Raw genomic sequence first — 19,943 nt, 5'->3', positions numbered from 1 at the left:
CAAGTGCGATCTATCGCAGACCAGTCCGGCGAAATCCCAGGAGGTGCGTGTGCAGGTAGATGAGAGCAGCGCGGCCAGGCAGCGGCGGGGTGCGCCGATCTGGTCGCAGGCGGCTGAACGTTTTCCGCCGGCGGACCGGATTCTCTCGACCATTCTGACGCGGCAGGCCGCGCAATACCGCGACCGCACGCTGTTTGTCTTTGGCGAAACACGATGGAGCTATGCCGAGACGGCCGCGATCGCCGCCGCATCCGCGGCCCGCCTGATGCGCGCCGGAATTCAGGCCGGCGACCGCATCGCCCTGATGTGCTCGAACCGGCCGGAATTTCTGGAAGTCTATCTCGGCTGCGCCTGGATGGGCGCCGTGACCGTGCCGATTAACACCGCGCTGCGCGGCATCCAGCTCAGCCACATCCTGCGCAACTCCACGCCGAAACTGCTGGCGATCGAGTCTGGATTTATGCCGACCATCGAAACGCTGGAAAGCGACGTCGCGCTGCCGGATCTTATCTGGATGATCGGAGAAGGCGCCGTGCCGCCGGCCGTGTCGGGATCGGTCTCGCCGCTGCCTGCGCTCGACGAGGAGGCCCCGGCCGCGCCCGTGCGGCCGGACGACACGGTCGCGATCCTCTATACGTCGGGCACCACGGGTCTTTCAAAAGGCGTCTGCTGCCCGCAGGCGCAGATGTTCTGGTGGGGCATCCACTCGGCGCGCGCGCTTGGGATCCTTGAAGGCGATGTGCTGTTCACGACGCTGCCGCTGTTCCACACCAATGCACTGAACGCGTTCTATCAGGCGCTCCTGAACGGCTGCACCTATGCACTCGAGCCGAAATTCTCCGCCTCCGGTTTCTGGGCAGCGGCGCGACGGCATCAGGCGACCGTCGGCTATCTCCTCGGCGCGATGGCCGTGATGCTGCTGGCGCAGCCGAGGTCCGCCGACGACACCGCGCATTTCCTGCGGGTCGCGCTCGGCGGCGGCGTGCCCGGCCAGTTTCACGGCCCGTTTCTCGAACGCTTCGGCGTGCCGCTGCTCGACGGCTACGGCTCGACCGAAACGAATTTCGTGTTCGCGAGCACGATCCCGTCCGATCGCCCCGGCACCATGGGCCATCTCGTCGAGGGCGTGGAGGCCTGCATCGTCGATACCGACGACGCGCCTCTCCCGGACGGTGAGGCCGGCGAGTTGCTGCTACGATCGCGCGAGCCGCTCGCATTCTCCACCGGCTATTTCGGAATGCCGGACAAGACGGCCGAAGCGTGGCGAAATCTCTGGTTTCACACCGGCGACCGCGTCGTGCGCGATGCGGACGGCCACTATCGCTTCGTCGACCGGATGAAGGATTCGATCCGACGGCGCGGCGAGAATGTTTCATCCTGGGAGGTGGAGCAGGTGCTGCTGAAGCATCCGGCGATCGCTGCCTGCGCCGTCTATCCGCTGCCGTCCGAACTCGGCGAGGATGAGGTTGCGGCCGCTGTCCAGCACGACCCCGGCCATATGCTGGAGCCGATCGATGTTGTCAGGCATTGCGAAGGAAAGATGGCCTATTTCGCGATTCCGCGCTTTGTCCGGATCGTCACCGAGATGCCGTTGACCGAGAACGGCAAGATCCGAAAGGTCGTGCTGCGCGAGGCCGGGAAGACTCCCGACACCTGGGACCGCGATGCCGCAGGCTACAAGCTGCGCCGTTAGGATCAGGCGCGGGCTTCGTCCGTCGCGCGCTTCACGGCGTTCTTCAGCTCGTCAAGCTCCTTGACCAATCCGTCGAGCCGCGCTTTCGGAAACCCGGCAAGCAGCGACGCCAGCCAGAGGCCGTGCTTTTTCGCCATCCGCCGGAACGCCTTCCTGCCCTCGGCCGTCATGCATACGATCTGCACGCGACGGTCGAGCGGCGACGGCGACCGCGTGATGAAGCCATCTTCGACCAGGCGATCCACAATCGGGGTCAGATTTCCGGCCGTGACCATCAGGCGCTTTGGCAGCTCACCCAGCACCAGCCCAACAGGCTCGCGATCGAGCTGTGCCAGCACGTCAAACCGCGGCATCGTGAAATCGAACTCTTCTCGGAACTGACGCCGAAGCTCGGCGCCAATTAACGACGTGCAGGCAAGGAGGCGAAGCCATACCCTGACCTGGGCGCGGTTATCAGCGTCTTCCTCGGTCATGTTCTCGTCGTCGATCAGCTCGGTCTCCTTGCCGGCCATCAATCCATGTCTCCCGACATTCCCTGTGCAGCCGAGCGGATCGGCATCAAAAGGTTCTGAAACGAACGTGTAGATCCTTTAGGACCAAATCAAGCGCCTGGTGCGAGAGAGGCCTGAACGATTCTGCTCCCGGTTCGTTGCCTGCAGCATCCACGACCGTAGTAGAGGATATCGTGGCGAGGCAAGCGGGCCGGGGCCCATTTACGCAGGAAATCGCCCTAAATTTCTGGAAAACGCGGCTCTGTGCCTCAACGCGGAATCGCCGATGAGAGGTGGGGTATGGCGTACGGAGACTTCGATGCTCGACTTTGCGCGGCGGCCCGGTTATAGAATAATACTTTATGCCTAAACTAAAATGAGCGCCTTGCATGGCCTGTTTTGAATCCATGACACTCTCCGAGCTGCCGAGTGGCATCTGGCGCACGCGCCTCCCGGTGCGCTTCGGCTCCTGCGATCCGGCCGGAATCGTCTACACGCCGGAATATCTCAACCTGTTCAACGGCGTGATCGAGGACTGGTACGGCGATGCGCTGGGACTGCCCTATCATCAGCTGGTCGGAACACGGAGAACCGGCCTTGGCTATGCGCACGTCTCGGCGGATTTCGCGAAACCCAGCCGCATGGGTGACGTGCTCGACGTCGCGGTCATCGTGCGCGATATCGGACGCACCTCGGTGAAGCTGACGGTCCATGCGTTCAAGGATGGCACCGAATGCGTACGCGCCACGTTCGTAACGGTGACGACTTCGCTGGTGGATCACAAATCGATCGCATTGCCCGACGACATGCGCCTCGCTTTGAAGGATTACCAGGCGAGTTGCGACGAGCCGACCAGCCCTGCTTCAACAAGCCTCGGATACGGACCGAGCAGCCTGCCGGCGTGACTGCCGCTCCCAGGCTGAACGCATCGAGCGCGCACACCGCTAAGAGCTCACTGAACACGATGTCGACGGGGCTTCCGGTCTGCGCGACCGTGTCGGTCGGCGGCGTCAAAGATCGCCTCGTATGATGCCTCATATGGGGTGGCTGATTTCCGTATCATTTCCTATCTGTTTGTGGACAAGAAATAATCAGCTTCCACATTGGCTTGTCCGCCGAAGGAGCCCCCAATGCGCGCATTGGCTTGCACGATTTTCACGATCGGAGCGATGCTGGTCGCCGCGTCCGCACGCGCCCAGACCTATAATCCAAACTTCCCGGTCTGCCTGCAGACCTACGCCCTTGGCGGCGGCTATATCGACTGCAGCTTTACTTCGCTGGCGCAGTGCGCCGCGTCCGCGTCGGGGCGTGCGGCGCAGTGCCTGAACAATCCGTATTTCGCGCAAGGCGACAGGAAACTGCCTCGGCACCGCGGCGTTTACTAGTGGCGGCCGCATTGGCTTGCTTCGGAGGCGTCATGCCCAATTTTGCCCACGCCATCGCTTCTACGTATAATCCGGCGAACCACCCATTCCGTGAGGTCATGTGACTGCCCCCAATCCCGCTGCCGGCAAACCGGTCGATTCCGCCTCCCTTGTCAACGTGCCGCAGTTGGTAACGGCCTATTTCGCGTCGAAACCGGATCCCTCTGATCCCACCCAGCGCGTTTCCTTCGGAACCTCTGGTCATCGCGGGACCTCGCTGAAGAACTCCTTCAACGAAAACCATATCCTGGCAACGACGCAGGCGATCTGCGACCACCGCCGCGAAACCGGGCTGACCGGTCCGCTGTTCGTCGGTATCGATACCCATGCGCTCGCCGAGCCGGCGCTGGCGAGCGCGGTGGAAGTGTTTGCCGCCAACGGCGTCGACATCATGATCGACGAGCGCAGCGGCTACACGCCGACGCCCGTCATCTCGCATGCGATCCTGAGCTACAACAAGGGTCGAACGAGCGGGCTTGCCGATGGCGTCATCATCTCACCATCGCACAATCCGCCTGAAGATGGCGGATACAAATATAACCCGCCGCATGGCGGCCCGGCCGACACCGATGTGACCGCCAAGGTCGAAAAGGCCGCCAACGCCTACATGGAAGCCGACATGAAGGGCGTTGCGCGGGTGCCGTATGAGCGCGCCCGCAAGGCGCCCTCGACGCATCTGCACGACTACATCCAACCCTATGTCGCCGATCTCGGCAATGCCGTGGACATGGCGCTGATCAAATCATCGGGCGTGAAAATCGGTATCGATCCGCTGGGCGGCGCCGCCGTTCATTACTGGCAGCCGCTGATCGAGCATTACGGAATCAGCGCGACTGTTGTGAACACCGCCGTCGACCCGACGTTTCGCTTCATGACGGCGGACTGGGATGGAAAAATCCGGATGGACTGTTCTTCGCCGTTCGCGATGGCGAGCCTGATTGCGATGCGCGACAGGTTCGACGTCGCCTTTGCCAACGACACCGACGCCGACCGGCACGGCATCGTGACGCGCACGGGCGGCCTGATGAATCCGAACCATTTTCTTGCGGCTGCGATTGCCTATCTGTTCGAGCATCGGCCGCAATGGGGCAGCGAGGCTGCGATCGGCAAGACCATTGTCTCCAGCTCGATCATCGACCGTGTCGCAGGTAAGTTGAACCGCAAGCTGGTCGAAACCCCGGTCGGCTTCAAGTGGTTCGTCGAAGGCCTTGGCACCGGTGCGTTCGGATTCGCCGGCGAGGAAAGTGCCGGCGCATCGTTGCTCAAGCGCGACGGCTCGGTCTGGACAACCGACAAGGACGGCATGGTGATGGGGCTGCTCGCCGCCGAAATCCTCGGCCGAACCGGCCGCGACCCAAGCCAGTTGTTTGCCACTCTGACCGCCGAACTCGGCGTGCCCTACTACGAGCGGATCGACGTGCCGGCGACGCCGAAGCAGAAGAGCGCGCTGAAGGCACTCGGGCCGGAGCAGCTCGATATGCGCCAGCTTGCCGGTGAGCCGGTCAGCGCGATTCGGACCCGGGCGCCGGGTAACGATCAATCCTTCGGCGGCATCAAGGTCGAATCGCAGGCGGGATGGTTTGCCGCGCGGCCATCGGGCACTGAAGACGTCTACAAGATCTACGCCGAGAGTTTCCGAGACCAGAGCCATCTGAAGATGATTCAGCAGGACGCCCAGCGCGCCATCGCGAAGGCCTTCTGATTTCGCGATGAGGCGGTTGGGGCAACGTCAAATCCCCGACCGCTCATCGCGCAGTGGGAAGAATGTTGCGCCAGGCTACGCCCAGGTGCACCAGTTCGGGTACACTCCTGCCCAGACGGGAACTGTGGAAATGGGTTTCCGGCGCCGTCGCGCTTGCGATCACGCTGAAATCACGAAGCTCCACGCAGTGTTAGCTTCGGGAGCTAGCTGCCAAAAGCCGTCCGAGAGCTGGGCGGCCTGTAAGCTATCACGAGGTACCGGGGGGATGAAATGAGTGCGGAATCAGTTGTCTACTATCTAAATCGCGTACCTGAGAGCGATCCGAATGACCAGACCGAATGGCTTTTGACTGCATTGGGGCAATATACCGGCGCGGAACTGCGTGAACTGCTCTATGTAGCGGAAGAGCCGGGATTCTTTGAATTGATGCGCGGGCTATTTGCGCTTTCGGACGAGAGCCGTGCCGTCCTGCAGCACTTTCTCGAAGCCGGCCACCCGCCGGCCATGAAGGCGGCGATCGACCCGAAGGGCCGGTTGACGATTGAGCACATCGATGTCGAGCGGCGCATAAAAATGCTCCCTGTGATCGCAAATTAGTATCTTGTGCTCCCTCAGGTTGTGCTAGGATTCCAGCTCGAACAGTTGGGAGCCTACCCATGGCGACGAGGAAATCTGGCCCGCTCGATGCGATGGTGGGTGCCAGGATTAGTATGTTGCGGGTCGACCGCGGCATGAGCCAGGCCATGCTCGCGGAACGGATCGGCGTTACCTTTCAACAGGTGCAGAAATACGAGCGGGGCGCCACCCGGGTGGGCGCCAGCCGGTTGTCGCAAATCGCTTCCGGGCTGGGTGTTTCGGTCGGCGAGCTGTTCGAATCTTCCGGGGTCGGATCTCCCGGCTTGAATTCGCCGGTTCGCTTGCTTGCCGAGCCGGGGGCCTTGCGCGTTCTCAAGGCCTATGCGCGAACGACCAGTCCGCGTGTGCGGCTTTGCATCGCGAAGCTGATTGAAAGCATCGCCAGTCGAACTCCCGGAGCGAAGGCCACGGTCGCGCTGTTCAATACTGTCGATCGTGGTGAGCGGCGGAAGTTTCCTCGCGAGGATAGTCTTCCGCAGGAAGACGAGCGGCAATCTTGTGCCGCCCCGTAATTTGATTGCAGGCGTCAGCCGGTCGCGCGAATCGCAAGCCGCTCCGGCGGCCTGCTGCCGGGAATGAATTCGCCGATCCAGTCGCGGCGCGTCGCTTCGATATGCCAGGACATTGCCTCGGCCGAATAGGGTGCCGGATCGGGAATGTCTTTGCGGATCTCCTTGCCGTCGAGCCAGCCGCAGCTGTGCGAGTAGCGCGCCTTGCAGACGAGGTGGATATCGCCGTGGTTCTGTAGCAGCACGTAGCCATCGGCCGGAAAAAACGTGCCGGCAAGCTCGATCGCACCAGGCAACTGGCGCACCAACAGGAACGTGCTGGTGGATTGCGATTCCGATTCGGAAACCAGTACGCCGACCAGGCTGTGGATCGGCGCGATCACCTGCGGTGCAACCAGCGCGAGAGGCTCCGTGATCGGGCCAGCCGTCGCGATCGAGAGATATTCGCCCTCCGGTCCCCAACGGCAGGCTATCAGCCACTCGCGGCTGCGGCTACGAATCAAGGTCGGCTTGGCATAGTCTGAACGGGCAATATCTGCTGCCATGGCTATGACTAAGGCTTTCGCGAGCATAATTTCCTCCAGGGCGAGGGCGGGCTGGCCTCTCGTCGGAGTCTGCAGGTCAAGTCGTGAGGTCACCGTGAGCGGTACCGAAAATTCGATGCAGGAATTGTTTGCGCGCGCGGCATCGTTGCTTATTGGCAACGAAGTGGACGCCGCCGGCGACCACGATGCCAGACATATCCTTCAGGCGCTGGAATATGCCTCGAAATCCAGCAAACGGATTGATCCGGAGACCGCGAATCGCGCCCATTTGCTGATCGCTGCTTCCCGATTTGCGCGGGTGTTCGAACTGTCCTCACCCGATGCGCCCGGCCTGTTCAGCTTTGGCGCGCAATTCGATCCGGCGCTTGCCGATCCCTTGCATGACGGAAGCCCGATGGTCGGCGTTTCCGGCGTCGGTCTGACGTTGCGGGATGCATTTCAGGGCTGCATCGGCGAGGGAATTGAGTACCTGTCTCAATTGCAGGCCGGGACCGACCTGCTGCTCAAGCCCGGCGTCGACGACTGGGCCGGAAAACTCGGTCCGAAGGCGCTGGCGCTAGTGGCTGCCGTTTCGGAACGCCGCATGCAACCAGAGCGAGCGCTTTCCTGGTACCGCGCAACGAGGCTGACCGACGGCGGCGAAGTGTGGCTTCCGGCCGACATCTGCCTGCGGCGTCCGCCGGCGCAGCGCGACTTTGCGCCGCCATTCCCCTTGAGCATCGGATCGGCCGCCGGTCCGTCACGGGACGCTGCGGCACTGCATGGCCTGCTGGAATTGATCGAGCGCGATGCGGCCAGCCTGTGGTGGCGGGGCGGTCAGCTGGCCCGATCGATTCCGCCGCAGCATGAAGCCGGCATCGTGGTGGAAGGTTTGCTGCGGCAGCTCCGGCATGGCGCATCGGTGCAGCGCCGGACATGGCTGCTCGATATCACGACGGATATCGGCGTGCCCTGCGTCGCGGCCGTCTCCTGCCGGGCGGACGGTTCCGGTTTTGCCTTCGGCCTCGCCGCGCGGCCGGCGCTCGAGGCCGCGGTCCGCTCGGCTACGCTCGAAATGTGTCAGCTCGAACTGGCCGACGCCGTCGTCGCAACCAAACGCAGCGAGCGCGGCGATGAGGCGCTCAACGCGCAGGATCGCATCCACCTGCAGCGCGCGGCGATCGATGCCGATCAGTGCAGACTGTTGCAGCCGGTCGCGGAGTACGCGGTCCATCTGCCTCTTCCCGCAACTGAAGCGAGCATCATATTTGGATTGATCGTACAGCGTTTGGAGAAGCTGGGAATCGAGACGTTTTGCCTTGATCTCACGCGCCAGCGCTTCGCCGTTCCGGTGGTCCGCGTGATTGCCCCAGGGCTGCAACTCGAGCCATCCGAAATCGTCACGGCCAGGCTGCAGGATGCGATTGCGCGAACCGGAGGCGGCGCAACCTATACCGGGGGTGTCTCTTTGATATAGACTGGCTGGAATTAACCAACCGGTTCCGAAAACCTTGCATGCCGGCCAGCACAAACGCCATGACAGCAGACAAGGCCACGGCGGCGCCTGAAAGCGCTCCGCGTCTTTCGGTGTCGCTGGTCGGACGGCTCGGCGTGCGGTTCAACGGCCGGGCGATCGCACTGCGAACCCGCAAGGCCGGCGCGGTCCTAAGTTACCTTGCGCTGTTGGAGGCGAAGCAGGAGAGCCGCGAGCGGCTCGTTGGCCTGCTCTGGAGTCGTTCGGACGAGGAAAAGGCACGTGCCTCGCTGCGCCAGGTCGTTCGCGAACTGCGGTCGATGCTGGAGGAGGCCGGATATGACGGCTTCGTCGCGGAGCGGCTGATGATCGGCATCGACGTCGGACGAATCGAAGTCGACATCGAAAGCGTGATCCAACTCGCCGAAGGCGGACGCGTTCACCCGCTGCTGCTCGATACTCCACAGCTTGATGGGCGGCTGCTCGAAGGAATGGACGATCTCGACCCGTCGTTCCGGGTCTGGGTGCTGGCCAAGCGGCAGACCATCCATGAACGACTGATGCGAAATCTCGACGAAGGCTTGACCTCCGCGCGCGTCCCCGCCGACGCCAAAAAGAGGATCGCGGCCGCGATCGTCAATCTCGATCCGACCCATGAATATGCCTGCCGCTATCTGATGCGGGCGCATGCGGAAGAGGGCGACGTCGCCGGTGCGCTGCGCATTTACAAGGCGCTGTGGGATCTCCTGGACCGCGACTACGCGATGGAGCCGTCGTCGGCCACTGAGGAGCTCGTCGCCAATATCAAGCTCGGCATTCTGGAGCGCACGCCGGCCGACCTGGCCGCCTCGGCAGCGAATGACGAGTTCGCCATCAGGATGGTCAGGGGGACGGCTCTCCAGCCGGTGGCCCCGATGTCGCCAGCGGTCAATGCATCTGCCAGGACGCGCCTGGTGCTGCGGCCCTTTGCGATGCATGGCGTCGACGAGGATCACAGCCATCTGGTGCAGGGGTTCTCGCAACATCTCGCCGCCTGTCTCGTCCGCTTCCGTGAATGGAGCGTGGTCGATCGTCCTCCCGCGGCTGTCGTACTTCCCGCCTCGGGCACGGCGTCGCAATACTGCATCGAAACCACCGCCTACCAGGCGGGCGCCGAAATCAACATCGTGATGGTGCTGCGGGACGATACCACCGGGATTTACGTCTGGAGCGAAAGCTTCCGGCTCGGCCTCGGCAACTGGTTCGAAACGCAGCAGCGCATCATCCGCCGGATCGCGACCTCGCTCAACGTTCAATTGTCGACCGAGCGGCTGATGCGGCTGGCGGGCGAGCCCGACGTGTCGCTCGAGCTGCACGACCGCTGGCTGCGTGGGCAGAATCTCATGTCGAAATTCGATCCCGAAAGCTGGCGGCGGGCAGTCACCATCTTCCGCGATGCGATCCGCGACAATCCAGGTTTCTCGCCCTGCTACAGCAGCCTCGTGCAGATGAACAACATCGAGCACCTGGTGCATCCCGGGATCTTTCGCGATCTCGACAAGGCCAAGGCCACCCTCGAACTGGCGAAGACCGCTGTTCAACTCGACCCTGTCGATTCCAGGGCGCATCTGTGCTGCGGCTGGTCCTACGTGATGGCGCTCCGTGAGGCGGAAGCAGCGCCGCACATGGAGCTGGCATGTGAGCTCAACGACAATGACCCATGGACGCTGCTGTCCAGCGCTCACTACTCGGCGATCTGCGGATCGATCGAGGATGCCCGCGCTCGCGCCGAGCGGTCGCTCGCGCTCTCACCTGCGCCGTCTTATCTCGAATGGGCGTATCACGGCACTGTGCGGTTCTTTTGCGGAGACTATGAAGGCACCATCGAGGCGTGCGATCGCGCGCAGGGCATCAACAAGGTCCTGCCGGCATGGCGCGCGGCTGCGCTGTTTCAGCTTGGGGAGCGCATGCAGGCGCAGCAGGAAATCCAGCGCTTCGTGAACGGTCTGCGTTCATTCTGGGTCGGATCGTCCACGCCGACGGACGAGGCGGCGGCGCGCTGGGTCATGCAAGCGCATCCAATCAGCGTGAGGGAGCGGTGGGAAGCCCTGCGCCAGAGCTTGCGTGGCGGAGGGCTTCCTGTCGATGGCATCACTCACCTAACGCGGAGCTAGATCATCAGGCACAGTAGCTGATGGTGTAGTCGCCGACACGTTCGGCATGGACGCGGAACTTGTCGCTCTCCGGAATTACCGGATCCAGGCCGTTGAACAGGCGCTTGTAGAACGGCGGAAGCGGATAGGTCGCGCCCGGCTTTTTGAGGCTTTCTTCGGAATCCGCAATCATCACGGCGGGCGGCAGGCGCACCACGATCGTGTCCATCTCCTGTTCGACGAACTTTACCTTCTTGAAGCGCTCCGGAACCGTCATGAACACCTGCGCCTTGGCGAGTTGCTCCTTGAATTCGTCGACGGTGGTCGGGATTGGGTATTCGTTGTCGTCGTCGAGATAGTTCTTGCCGGTGGACCAAGTCTTCACCAGGTTGCCCCAGCGCTCGTGGTTGGTTACTTGCATTCTTTCGATTGCCATAGCTTCACTCTCCGGGTTGCGTGAAACGGAGGATTCCGCCTCACAAAAATGCAGGCACTGCTTGCCGCAGCTCGGCAATTTCGGTGGTGAATTCCACGAGCTGCGCCATGCTTGAGATATCGGGAATATCCTGAAGTACGTTTGCCGGATAAAACTCGCGGGAAATTGCCGCCAGTTGCCCGGCAAGCGAGCCGCCGTCCGCGCAACGCGGGTCGCCGGCGAGCGCGCCAAAGATGACTTCCGAGACGATGATTGAGCCGAGCGGGCCGAGGTGCAGGCCCCCCGCCTGCGGTTGCCGCATCGCTTCGAACAGGATGAAGAAGGGCAGCGGCGGCTCGTTCGAAAGGGTTTCGATGTCCTCGGCCGTCAACGCGCCATACGCAGGCGCGGCTGCCAGCCATTCGCGAAGTTGATCGGCACGATAGGCGCGGTCGGCAAGCAGGCGCGACATGGCAATGAACTGCGGTCTGCGATTGCCGATCTCCGCAATCAGCGCGTCAACCGACCACATGCCGGCGAGGCCGGCGCCGAGCAGGTCGCGATAGAGCAGGCCGACCCGTTCCGTTTCGTCGAACGCCGGAAAGATCTGGTCATTGCCCAGCCCGTCACTGAGATGTGGTCCAATGCGGCGGCTGAAATTCGGCGTCGACCCGTTGATCTCGAAAAAACGCGACCATTGCACCATCCACGTCTCGTCGAGCGGCATATTTGCCGGGTCGTTTACCGAGCTCTTTTCGAGCGTGTTATTGAGGTCGTGGAGAGACAGGTCATTGATCTGGTATTCGGGTCGTACCATGGCGTGACCGAAGCGGAATGCGCCGTGCGAGAACTCGAACGGAATTTCCCAGTCGCCGGCCGGAAAGCCTTCCGCGGAATGGGGGCGATCGATGAAATCGGGGCTCGGTCCGTCATAGACGGCGTAGATCGCCGGATGGATCACCCGCCGCATCAGGTCCTTGCGCAGGATATTGTGATAGATCGCGATCAGCGACTCGCGGGCGCACAAGAAGTGCTTGTAGGCGGCACCGAACTGACCGTTTGGCCCCGTGTTGCCTTCATGGCGGCGAATGATATCGATGAGCCCGTTGTGCAGCAGCGCAAACAGCGCGGTGAGCTGCGACATGACGGCGTGATCGTCATTGCGCGGATCGGCGACCAGCGCCTCGGTGAGGGCAACGCGGACACCTGCAATGCTGCGGTCGATCCCCGTCACGTTCTCGGCCCGGGTTCGCGCGATGTCGCGGAACGGGCACCCGGTCGCCGGCTCGTTCTCTTTCCAGCGCATTCGCCCGAGCCGCAGCTTGGTGCGGCGGTCGTCATTCGGCGCATCGAGCGCGTAGATGTGCGGCGATCCGACAGGACCGCTGCCGTACAGCGTCTCCAGCCGAAGCGGCGTGCGGCGTGCGTTCGCGGTTCCTCCGCCGAGCCCGCCCGCGACCGAAAGCGGAATCGCCGAATGCACGAGGTCGTGCGCAATGAACTGCAGCAGATAGGTATAGCCCGAGGGGATGAAGGGATTTTCCCAGTATTCTGCCGATCGAACCTGGTGTGGCGGCCATTTGATTGCAGCATCCATTCGCCGCGACAGGCGATGCATCAGTCCGCGGAGCTCTGCATGGCGTGACGGCGAGCCGAGCGGGTCGACACCGAAGGCGCGGAAGCGTTGCGATGGAGCCGGCGTGCCCAGGAAGTGACGAAAGCCGGGAGTTGTCGCCACCTGAGCAGATTCGCGCGTATCGAACTCGGAAGTTCGGAAAGAGGATGCGTCAGCGACGTTCTGCAGAGCCATCAAAACTACTCTCGCACTTGGCCGGGGGCGCGGAGATTGCGAAGAAAGTCGTGAAATTATCGTGAGTTAATTCGTTAGAACCTGTGAACATCTGTGGACATCTTTGGGCCATTGTGCGGCAACTGGATGTTGCGAAACGCCGCGTCTCCCGGCTGTTTCCCGCAAAGCGATGCAGCTATATGGTCCGGCACCTCGTTGTGCCGGCTGAGATAGGAGCTTGGCGTGAAGCTTAAAGAGACGGCACCCTCGACGGCATCCTTGGCGCGATATGCCAGCGCAATGCTCGCGCTGATGTTTGTTGTTTCAGGCGCCGTGCGCGCCGAGCCGGTTTTCTCTTTCGACGCGACGCCGGGCAAGCTGCCGAAGACAGTCGTTCCGATCAGCTATTCAATCGAGCTGAGACCTGACGCCGAGAGCCTCGCGCTTCCCGGCATCGAAGTGATCGACATCGAGGTGCGCGAGCCGACGGCGCGGCTGACGCTCAACGCCGTCAACACGACGTTTGCTTCCGTTACCGCCGACGACGGCGCAGAGCGCGCCGACGTCGCGCTCGATGCTGCTGCCGAGACGACGACCTTCACTTTCGCACAGCCGCTCGCGGCGGGCGCGCATCGGCTGCGCATCGAGTTCACCGCGCGGATCAACAAGTTCGACCGCGGTTTCTTCTTCGTCGATTATCCGACCGACAGCGGCGTGAAGCGGCTGTTGACGAGCAAACTCGAGCCGGCGGACGCGCGGCGGATATTTCCGTGCTGGGACGAGCCGGCCTTCAAGGCGAGTTTCGCCCTGACCGTGAGGGTGCCGCAGCATTTTCTCGCGGTCGGCAACATGCCGGTCGTGCGCGAAGAGCCGGTCGAGCCGAACCTGAAGAACGTCGCCTTCGCGCCGACGCCGAAGATGTCGACCTACCTGTTCGTGCTGACGGTAGGCGAACTGGAGCGCATCACGGCGCAGGCGGAAGGCGTGACGATCGGTGTCGTCGCCACCACCGGCAAGGCTGCGAAAGGGCAATTCGCGCTCGATAGCGCGGCAAAACTGCTTGCCTGGTTCAACGACTATTTCGGTGTGAAATACCCGTTGCCCAAGCTCGACCTGATCGCGGTGCCCGGCGGCTTCGGCGGCGCAATGGAAAACTGGGGCGGCATCACCTTCTTCGAGAGCCGGCTGCTGTTCGACCCCGTAACAAATCCGGACAGCGCGCGACGCGGCATCTTTTCCATCATCGCGCATGAGATGGCGCATCAGTGGTTCGGAGATCTCGTCACCATGGCCTGGTGGGACAATCTCTGGCTTAATGAGGGCTTTGCGACCTGGATGGCGACGAAGGCTGCGGAGCAATTTTATCCGCAATGGCATAGCTGGCTGAACGGTTACGGCCAGAAGCAGTTCGCCATGGCGCTCGACGCCCGGCGCACCTCGCACCCGATCCAGCAGCCGATCGCCAACGAGAGCGAGGCCATGGCCGCGTTCGACGCCATTACCTACAACAAGGGACAGGCGCTGATCCGCATGCTGGAGAATTATCTCGGTGAAGCGGCGTTCCGCGACGGCATACGCGCCTACATGGCTGCGCATGCCTATGGCAACACCACCACGGCCGATCTCTGGCGGGCGCTGGAGCGCGCGGGCCACAAGCCCGTGACCGAAATCGCTGCGACCTTTACCGAACAGGACGGTGTGCCGCTGATATCAGCCGAAACCACCTGCAACGGCGATGCGCAGCGGCTGACGCTGCGGCAGGGCCGTTTCGTGATCGCGCCGGCGCGGACGGCTGCCTTGCCGCCGCGCAACTGGCAGATACCGGTCGCGGTCGGGCCGGTGGGCTTGGCGCAATCGTCCAATGTCGTGCTGCTGCAGGGCTCGACCGAAATCCCGGCCGGATCCTGCGGCGAGGCGATCAAGGTCAATCTCGGCGACATCGGTTACTACCGGGTCGAGTACGGGCCGGCGAGCACGGCCGCGCTGGCGAAGGCGCTGCCGCGGATGTCGCCGGCAGACCGCGTCAATTTCCTCGCCGACCGCTGGGCGATGGTGCAGGCCGGCCGCGCCGAGCCTTCATCCTATCTCGCCTTGGTCGAGAATGTCGGCATCGATGACCGCCGCCCGGTATGGGATCAGATCATCACGGTATTCTCCGCTCTCAACCGTCTGTCGCGCGATCGGCCCGAGCACCCGGCGCTGCAGCGCTATATCAGCGCCAAATTGCGCACCGTGTTCGACCGGCTCGGCTGGGATGGCAGCGGCTCGGGCGACGACGACAACACCCTGCTGCGCGGCAGCCTGACCTCGACACTCGGCGAACTCGGCGACGAAGAGATCATTGCGGAGGCGAAACGGCGGTTCGCCGGATTCCTCAGCGATCCGCAATCGCTGCCGGGGGCGCTGCGCGATTCTGTCACCCATGTCGTCGGCATCGCGGCGGATCGCGCGATGTATGACACGCTGCTGACGCTTGCACGCAAGAGCACCGTGACCAATGAGCGGCTGCGCTATTATTATGCGGCGGCCAGCGCGCGCGACCCGGCGCTGGCGCATGCCACGCTGGCGCTGACACTGACCGACGAAGTGTCGGGCACGATCGTTACCGGCCTGATCGGTTCGGTCGCTTCCTCCGGGGAGCAGCCTGATCTGGCGTGGGATTTTCTGCAGAAGAACTACGATGTGCTGTTCGCAAAGCAGGGGCCGCAATTCCGCGACCAGTTTATCGCCAACTTCATGACCAATTTCAGCGACGACGGCCACGCCGCCGAACTCGCAGCTTTCGCGCCGGCTCAGGCGACTTCAGGCGGCCGCGTGATGGCGGGCCGGGCGCAGGAAGTGATTGCAATCTCCGCCGACCTCAAAACCCGCGCGCTGCCGGCGGTCGAGGCCTGGATCAGGGAGCGCAAATGATTGCAACGCGCGGCGTTTTCAAGGAGCGTTGCCTTGCTCGGGCATTCCGGATAGCCATGACGGACAAACTTTCCCGCGCGGAGAACATTTCCTACCATGGCTGATTTCCACGGCGTCTTTCCCTATCTGGTCTCGCCCATCGATGCGTCAGGCCAGATCCGCACGGAGGTGCTGGGCCGGCTCTGCGACGACCTCATCAAATCAGGCGTGCATGGGCTAACGCCGCTCGGTTCGACCGGCGAGTTCGCCTATCTCAACCAGGCGCAGCGCGCGACCGTTGTACAAGCGACCATCGAAGCCGCTGACGGCCGCGTGCCGGTCATCGCCGGTGTCGCCTCGACGTCGACGGCGGACGCAGTGGCGCAGGCAAAGGCGCATCAAAAACTCGGCGCCGACGGCATCCTGGCGATCATGGAGGCGTATTTCCCGGTCGCCGACGCGCAGGTCGAATCCTATTTCCGCGCCATTGCCGACGCCGTCGATATTCCCGTCGTGATCTACACCAACCCGCAATTCCAGCGGTCCGATCTGACGCTCGACGTCATCGCGCGGCTCGCGACCCATCCGCGCATCGGCTACATCAAGGATGCCTCGACCAATACCGGCCGGCTGCTGTCGATCATGAACCGCTGCGGCGACAGCATCAAAGTGTTCTCGGCTTCCGCCCACATCCCGGCAGCGGTGATGCTGATCGGCGGGTTGGGATGGATGGCCGGTCCGGCCTGCATCATCCCGCGGCAGAGCGTCGAACTCTACAATCTCTGCAAGGCCGCGCGCTGGGATGAGGCGATGGCGCTGCAACGCAGGCTGTGGCGCATCAACGAAGCCTTCGCGCGGTTCAACCTGGCCGCCTGCATCAAGGCCGGCCTCGACATTCAGGGTTACGCGGTCGGCGATCCCATTCCGCCGCAGGCGGCGCTGACGGCAGATCAGCGCAAGGTGATCGAGGCGGCGCTGCGCGACCTCGGTCAGGCCTAGATCGCTCGCAGCGCTTCTTTCGGCGTTTCGCGTATCAGCGCTTCGAGATCGCTTTGCTCCAGGGTTTCCTTCTGCAGCAGCTTGTGCGCCGCCCGGTCCAATATCGTGCGGCGGGCCTTCAGGATGCTCTGCGCGCGTTCGAACACACGATCGACGATCGCGCGGACCTCGTGATCGACAGAAGCGGCGGTCTCTTCGGCATATTCGCGCTCGCGCGTAGGGAATGGCCGATCGGCGCCCGCCAGGAAATTGCCGGGGTCGCGCTCGTAGGCGATGCTGCCGAGCTTTTCGGACATGCCATAGCGCGTCACCATGCTGCGGGCGATGTCGGTGACGCGGCGAAGGTCGTCGGCGGCGCCGGTAGACAGATGGTTGAACACGATCAATTCAGCCGCGCGCCCGCCGAGCAGCACCGCCATCTTGTTCTCCAGCTCTTCCTTGGTCATCAGGAAGCGATCTTCGATCGGGCGCTGAATGGTGTAGCCGAGTGCACCGACGCCCCTGGGAATGATCGACACCTTGTGCACGGGATCGACGCCAGGCAGCGAGAGCGCGATCAGTGCGTGGCCCATTTCGTGATAAGCGACGATCTCGCGCTCCTTCGGATTAAGAAGCCGGTTTCGCTTCTCCAACCCCGCGACCATACGCTCGACCGCGTTGTTGAAGTCGGTCATTCCAACCGCACTGGCGCCACGGCGTGTCGCGAGCAGCGCGGCTTCATTGACTAGATTGGCGAGGTCGGCTCCCGTGAAGCCCGGCGTGAGCGCCGCAACCGCCTCGGGGTCGACGCTGGACTCAAGCTGAACCTTTTTCACATGCACCTTGAGGATCTCGATGCGTCCCTTCTTGTCGGGGCGGTCGACCAGCACCTGCCGGTCGAAGCGGCCCGCACGCAGCAGCGCCGGATCGAGGATTTCCGGCCGGTTGGTGGCGGCCAGAATGACCAGGCCCGAGCGCGAGTCGAAGCCGTCGAGTTCGACCAGCAACTGATTGAGCGTCTGCTCCTTCTCGTCATGCCCGCCGGCAAAGGGTCCAATGCCGCGGGCACGGCCCAGTGCGTCGAGTTCGTCGATGAAGATGATCGCCGGCGCCTTCTGGTGCGCCTGTTGAAACAGGTCGCGCACCCGCGCCGCGCCGACACCAACGAACATTTCGACAAACTCCGAACCTGAGATCGAGAAGAATGGTACCTTGGCTTCGCCGGCCACGGCCTTGGCGAGCAGGGTCTTGCCGGTGCCGGGCGGACCGACCAGCAACACGCCCTTGGGCATGCGTCCTCCAAGCCGCCCGTAGTCGGTCGGATTTTTCAGGAAGTCGACGACCTCGCGCAGTTCGTCCTTGGCTTCGTCGACGCCGGCGACGTCGGAAAAGTTCACGCCGGTATCGGCCTCGACATAGATCTTGGCCTTGCTCTTGCCGATCGCCATCAGGCCGCCGCCAAGGCCGCCACCTTCCGCGGCGCGTTTGCCGATGTACCACCACAGGCCGACGAACAGCAGCACCGGCATGACCCATGACAGGAGGTCGCGCAAAAAAGTGCTCTCGATCTGGCCGGTGAATTTTACGCCGTATTTCTCGAGCTCTTGCGCGGTCTCCTGGTCGACGCGCGTGGTGACGAACCGCGTTTGTCCGCCAGACAATGGCTCCTTCAAGGTGCCCTGCACGGTGCGGTCAGAGATGCCGACGGTCGCGACTTTCCCCTGCTTCAATAATTGCTGATACTCGCTGTACGGAACGATGGCGATCTGGCTGGCCGTGGAAATGAAGTACTGAATCACGAAGACGGCAAAGATCGCGGCGATCGCATATCCGAGGTTGAAACGCATCTTGTTGTTCATGATCGAACTCCGGTCGCAGATCCTCACGGGAAGCCGGGTCGGGGCATTCGCCTGATCCAAAGGGACCTGCGGCGAGCAGGATTGCGCCTCCATGACAATGGGAACGGGGAGGTTTGGTTTCAATGGACGCGGCTTGCGGGACAAATCGCGCTACCTAAATCATTGCTGAAAAGCCGATTTCAGCGCGCCAGCAAGTCTCTGAAAACCGGAAACTTTCGGCCGGTGTGGGCGTTTGGTGTGCTGGCACTTTAAACGGCTGAACGGCCCGTTGCTTGCTATTTGCCATTCGCACGGGAGCGGCATTGCCAGGTGAGTGATAGATGAACCGTCGCTTCGTGCTTTTCGCAGCCATTATCGCAGGCGTGTTGGTGGCGCTGACCGTCTCCAACATCAATATTCGCTACGGTCCGTGGACCAACTCGACCGCCCGGACCGTCGACCAGCGGGGACCGCTGTCCGAGGCCGAGCGCGCCAACATAGAGCTTTTCGAGCGCGTCTCGCCGTCGGTGGTGCAGGTCGCGGCGCGATCCGCTGTCACCAATCCGTTCGCCGACGACGAAGGCTCGGAAGCCGGCGCGGCAGCCTCGGGGACCGGTTTTGTCTGGGACAATAACGGCCATGTCGTCACCAACAATCACGTTGTCCAAAATGGCCGCGAGGTTGCCGTTCGCTTCGCCTCAGGCGAGGTGGCCCAAGCTTCAATCGTCGGCGTGGCGCCGAACTACGACCTCGCAGTGCTGCGGATCAGGAATCCCCGCCAATTGCCACCGCCGGTGGCGCTTGGCAGTTCGAGCGATCTCAAGGTCGGTCAAATTGCGTTTGCGATCGGCAACCCGTTCGGCCTCGACCAGTCGCTGACCAGCGGCATCATCAGCGCGCTCAAGCGCCGGTTGCCGACCAGCAGTGGCCGCGAGATCACCAACGTGATCCAGACCGATACGGCGATCAATCCCGGTAACTCGGGCGGGCCGCTTTTGGATTCGGCGGGACGGTTGATCGGCGTCAACACGGCCATCATCTCGCCCTCGGGCTCCAGCGCCGGTATTGGATTCGCGGTCCCGGCCGATATCGTCAATCGCATCGTGCCTGAGTTGATCAAGAACGGCCGCGTGCCGACGCCCGGTATTGGCATTGTTGCGGCCAGCGAAGCCGTTTCCACTCGCATGGGCGTCGAAGGGGTGGTCGTCGTGCGCACCGCGCCCCGAAGTCCGGCTGAGCGTGCCGGCATCCGTGGCGTCGATTTTGCCTCAGGCGCGCTCGGCGACGTCATCGTTCAAGCCGACGGCAAGCCGGTTCACCGCCTTTCCGATCTGACCGACCACATAGAGCAGGTCGGAGCTGGCAAGAGCGTCCGCATCACCCTGAAACGCGGTTCGGAGACGCGCGACGTCAATGTCGATATCGTGGATATCGGCCGCGGCTAAC

At 62.8% G+C, this 19,943-nt stretch carries 16 protein-coding genes; 11 read left to right on the top strand and 5 right to left on the bottom strand.

Annotated elements, in window-relative coordinates; translation table 11 throughout:
- Window positions 1-49: 49 nt before the first annotated feature.
- Window positions 50-1,693 (top strand): ATP-dependent acyl-CoA ligase, encoded by a 1,644-nt coding sequence (locus V1279_RS27645; RefSeq protein WP_334442438.1) that lies wholly within the window; start codon window positions 50-52, stop codon window positions 1,691-1,693.
- Between the two features lie 2 nt (window positions 1,694-1,695).
- Here the strand turns inward: V1279_RS27645 and V1279_RS27640 are convergent, their stop codons facing one another.
- Window positions 1,696-2,205 (bottom strand): MarR family winged helix-turn-helix transcriptional regulator, encoded by a 510-nt coding sequence (locus V1279_RS27640; RefSeq protein ID WP_334442436.1) that lies wholly within the window; start codon window positions 2,203-2,205, stop codon window positions 1,696-1,698.
- A 368-nt stretch (window positions 2,206-2,573) separates the two neighbouring features.
- Between V1279_RS27640 and V1279_RS27635 the strand changes: the two genes are divergently transcribed.
- From V1279_RS27635 to V1279_RS27615, 5 genes are all read left to right on the top strand, one after another.
- A complete protein-coding gene (locus V1279_RS27635; protein ID WP_334442434.1) occupies window positions 2,574-3,089 on the top strand; it encodes an acyl-CoA thioesterase in 516 nt (171 codons plus the stop codon).
- A 225-nt stretch (window positions 3,090-3,314) separates the two neighbouring features.
- Window positions 3,315-3,569 carry a DUF3551 domain-containing protein gene (locus tag V1279_RS27630; RefSeq protein ID WP_334442432.1) on the top strand — a complete coding sequence of 85 codons (255 nt, stop codon included), beginning with the start codon at window positions 3,315-3,317 and terminating at the stop codon, window positions 3,567-3,569.
- A gap of 100 nt (window positions 3,570-3,669) precedes the next feature.
- Window positions 3,670-5,310 carry a phosphoglucomutase (alpha-D-glucose-1,6-bisphosphate-dependent) gene (pgm, locus tag V1279_RS27625; RefSeq protein ID WP_334442430.1) on the top strand — a complete coding sequence of 547 codons (1,641 nt, stop codon included), beginning with the start codon at window positions 3,670-3,672 and terminating at the stop codon, window positions 5,308-5,310.
- Between the two features lie 270 nt (window positions 5,311-5,580).
- Window positions 5,581-5,907, top strand: a complete 327-nt coding sequence (locus tag V1279_RS27620) for a hypothetical protein (RefSeq protein WP_334442427.1) — start codon at window positions 5,581-5,583, stop codon at window positions 5,905-5,907.
- Window positions 5,908-5,966: 59 nt separating this feature from the next.
- Window positions 5,967-6,458, top strand: coding sequence for a helix-turn-helix domain-containing protein (locus V1279_RS27615; RefSeq protein WP_334442424.1), 492 nt, complete (start codon window positions 5,967-5,969; stop codon window positions 6,456-6,458).
- Between the two features lie 14 nt (window positions 6,459-6,472).
- Here V1279_RS27615 and V1279_RS27610 read toward each other — a convergent pair whose 3' ends face one another.
- Window positions 6,473-7,027 (bottom strand): hypothetical protein, encoded by a 555-nt coding sequence (locus V1279_RS27610; protein WP_334442421.1) that lies wholly within the window; start codon window positions 7,025-7,027, stop codon window positions 6,473-6,475.
- A 67-nt stretch (window positions 7,028-7,094) separates the two neighbouring features.
- Between V1279_RS27610 and V1279_RS27605 the strand changes: the two genes are divergently transcribed.
- Both V1279_RS27605 and V1279_RS27600 read left to right on the top strand, forming a co-directional pair.
- A complete protein-coding gene (locus V1279_RS27605) occupies window positions 7,095-8,456 on the top strand; it encodes a YcaO-like family protein (RefSeq protein WP_334442418.1) in 1,362 nt (453 codons plus the stop codon).
- 59 nt (window positions 8,457-8,515) lie between these two features.
- Window positions 8,516-10,606, top strand: a complete 2,091-nt coding sequence (locus V1279_RS27600; RefSeq protein ID WP_334442416.1) for a BTAD domain-containing putative transcriptional regulator — start codon at window positions 8,516-8,518, stop codon at window positions 10,604-10,606.
- A gap of 4 nt (window positions 10,607-10,610) precedes the next feature.
- On the opposite strand, the gene V1279_RS27595 is transcribed toward V1279_RS27600, so the two are convergent.
- Together V1279_RS27595 and V1279_RS27590 are read right to left on the bottom strand one after the other, a co-directional pair.
- The gene (locus tag V1279_RS27595; protein ID WP_057855314.1) at window positions 10,611-11,021 is read right to left on the bottom strand and encodes a hypothetical protein; all 411 of its coding nucleotides are present in this window, start codon (window positions 11,019-11,021) and stop codon (window positions 10,611-10,613) included.
- Window positions 11,022-11,061: 40 nt separating this feature from the next.
- Entirely contained in the window at window positions 11,062-12,810 is a 1,749-nt protein-coding gene (locus V1279_RS27590) for a peroxidase family protein (protein ID WP_334442413.1), read from the bottom strand.
- A 222-nt stretch (window positions 12,811-13,032) separates the two neighbouring features.
- Here V1279_RS27590 and V1279_RS27585 point away from each other — a divergent pair, with 222 nt between their 5' ends.
- Together V1279_RS27585 and V1279_RS27580 are read left to right on the top strand one after the other, a co-directional pair.
- Window positions 13,033-15,702, top strand: coding sequence for a M1 family metallopeptidase (locus V1279_RS27585; protein ID WP_334442409.1), 2,670 nt, complete (start codon window positions 13,033-13,035; stop codon window positions 15,700-15,702).
- A 96-nt stretch (window positions 15,703-15,798) separates the two neighbouring features.
- A complete protein-coding gene (locus V1279_RS27580; protein ID WP_334442406.1) occupies window positions 15,799-16,680 on the top strand; it encodes a dihydrodipicolinate synthase family protein in 882 nt (293 codons plus the stop codon).
- Here the strand turns inward: V1279_RS27580 and ftsH are convergent.
- Complete coding sequence (gene ftsH, locus V1279_RS27575; RefSeq protein WP_334442404.1) at window positions 16,677-18,518, bottom strand: ATP-dependent zinc metalloprotease FtsH; 1,842 nt, start codon at window positions 18,516-18,518, stop codon at window positions 16,677-16,679. The genes V1279_RS27580 and ftsH overlap by 4 nt on opposite strands.
- A gap of 320 nt (window positions 18,519-18,838) precedes the next feature.
- Between ftsH and V1279_RS27570 the strand changes: the two genes are divergently transcribed.
- Entirely contained in the window at window positions 18,839-19,942 is a 1,104-nt protein-coding gene (locus V1279_RS27570) for a S1C family serine protease (RefSeq protein ID WP_334442402.1), read from the top strand.
- Window position 19,943: the final 1 nt, after the last annotated feature.

This window comes from Bradyrhizobium sp. AZCC 1610 (assembly GCF_036924515.1).
GTDB lineage: Bacteria > Pseudomonadota > Alphaproteobacteria > Rhizobiales > Xanthobacteraceae > Bradyrhizobium.
This window is presented reverse-complemented; position numbering and strand designations above follow the sequence as displayed.

Bases quoted from the DNA above. Each gene is read 5' to 3' on its own strand.
- V1279_RS27640 (WP_334442436.1), bottom strand. From the start codon at position 2,205: ATGGCCGGCAAGGAGACCGAGCTGATCGACGACGAGAACATGACCGAG.
- V1279_RS27635 (WP_334442434.1), top strand. From the start codon at position 2,574: ATGGCCTGTTTTGAATCCATGACACTCTCCGAGCTGCCGAGTGGCATC.
- V1279_RS27630 (WP_334442432.1), top strand. From the start codon at position 3,315: ATGCGCGCATTGGCTTGCACGATTTTCACGATCGGAGCGATGCTGGTC.
- V1279_RS27620 (WP_334442427.1), top strand. From the start codon at position 5,581: ATGAGTGCGGAATCAGTTGTCTACTATCTAAATCGCGTACCTGAGAGC.
- V1279_RS27615 (WP_334442424.1), top strand. From the start codon at position 5,967: ATGGCGACGAGGAAATCTGGCCCGCTCGATGCGATGGTGGGTGCCAGG.
- V1279_RS27610 (WP_334442421.1), bottom strand. From the start codon at position 7,027: ATGCTCGCGAAAGCCTTAGTCATAGCCATGGCAGCAGATATTGCCCGT.
- V1279_RS27600 (WP_334442416.1), top strand. From the start codon at position 8,516: ATGACAGCAGACAAGGCCACGGCGGCGCCTGAAAGCGCTCCGCGTCTT.
- V1279_RS27595 (WP_057855314.1), bottom strand. From the start codon at position 11,021: ATGGCAATCGAAAGAATGCAAGTAACCAACCACGAGCGCTGGGGCAAC.
- V1279_RS27590 (WP_334442413.1), bottom strand. From the start codon at position 12,810: ATGGCTCTGCAGAACGTCGCTGACGCATCCTCTTTCCGAACTTCCGAG.
- V1279_RS27580 (WP_334442406.1), top strand. From the start codon at position 15,799: ATGGCTGATTTCCACGGCGTCTTTCCCTATCTGGTCTCGCCCATCGAT.
- ftsH (WP_334442404.1), bottom strand. From the start codon at position 18,518: ATGAACAACAAGATGCGTTTCAACCTCGGATATGCGATCGCCGCGATC.
- V1279_RS27570 (WP_334442402.1), top strand. From the start codon at position 18,839: ATGAACCGTCGCTTCGTGCTTTTCGCAGCCATTATCGCAGGCGTGTTG.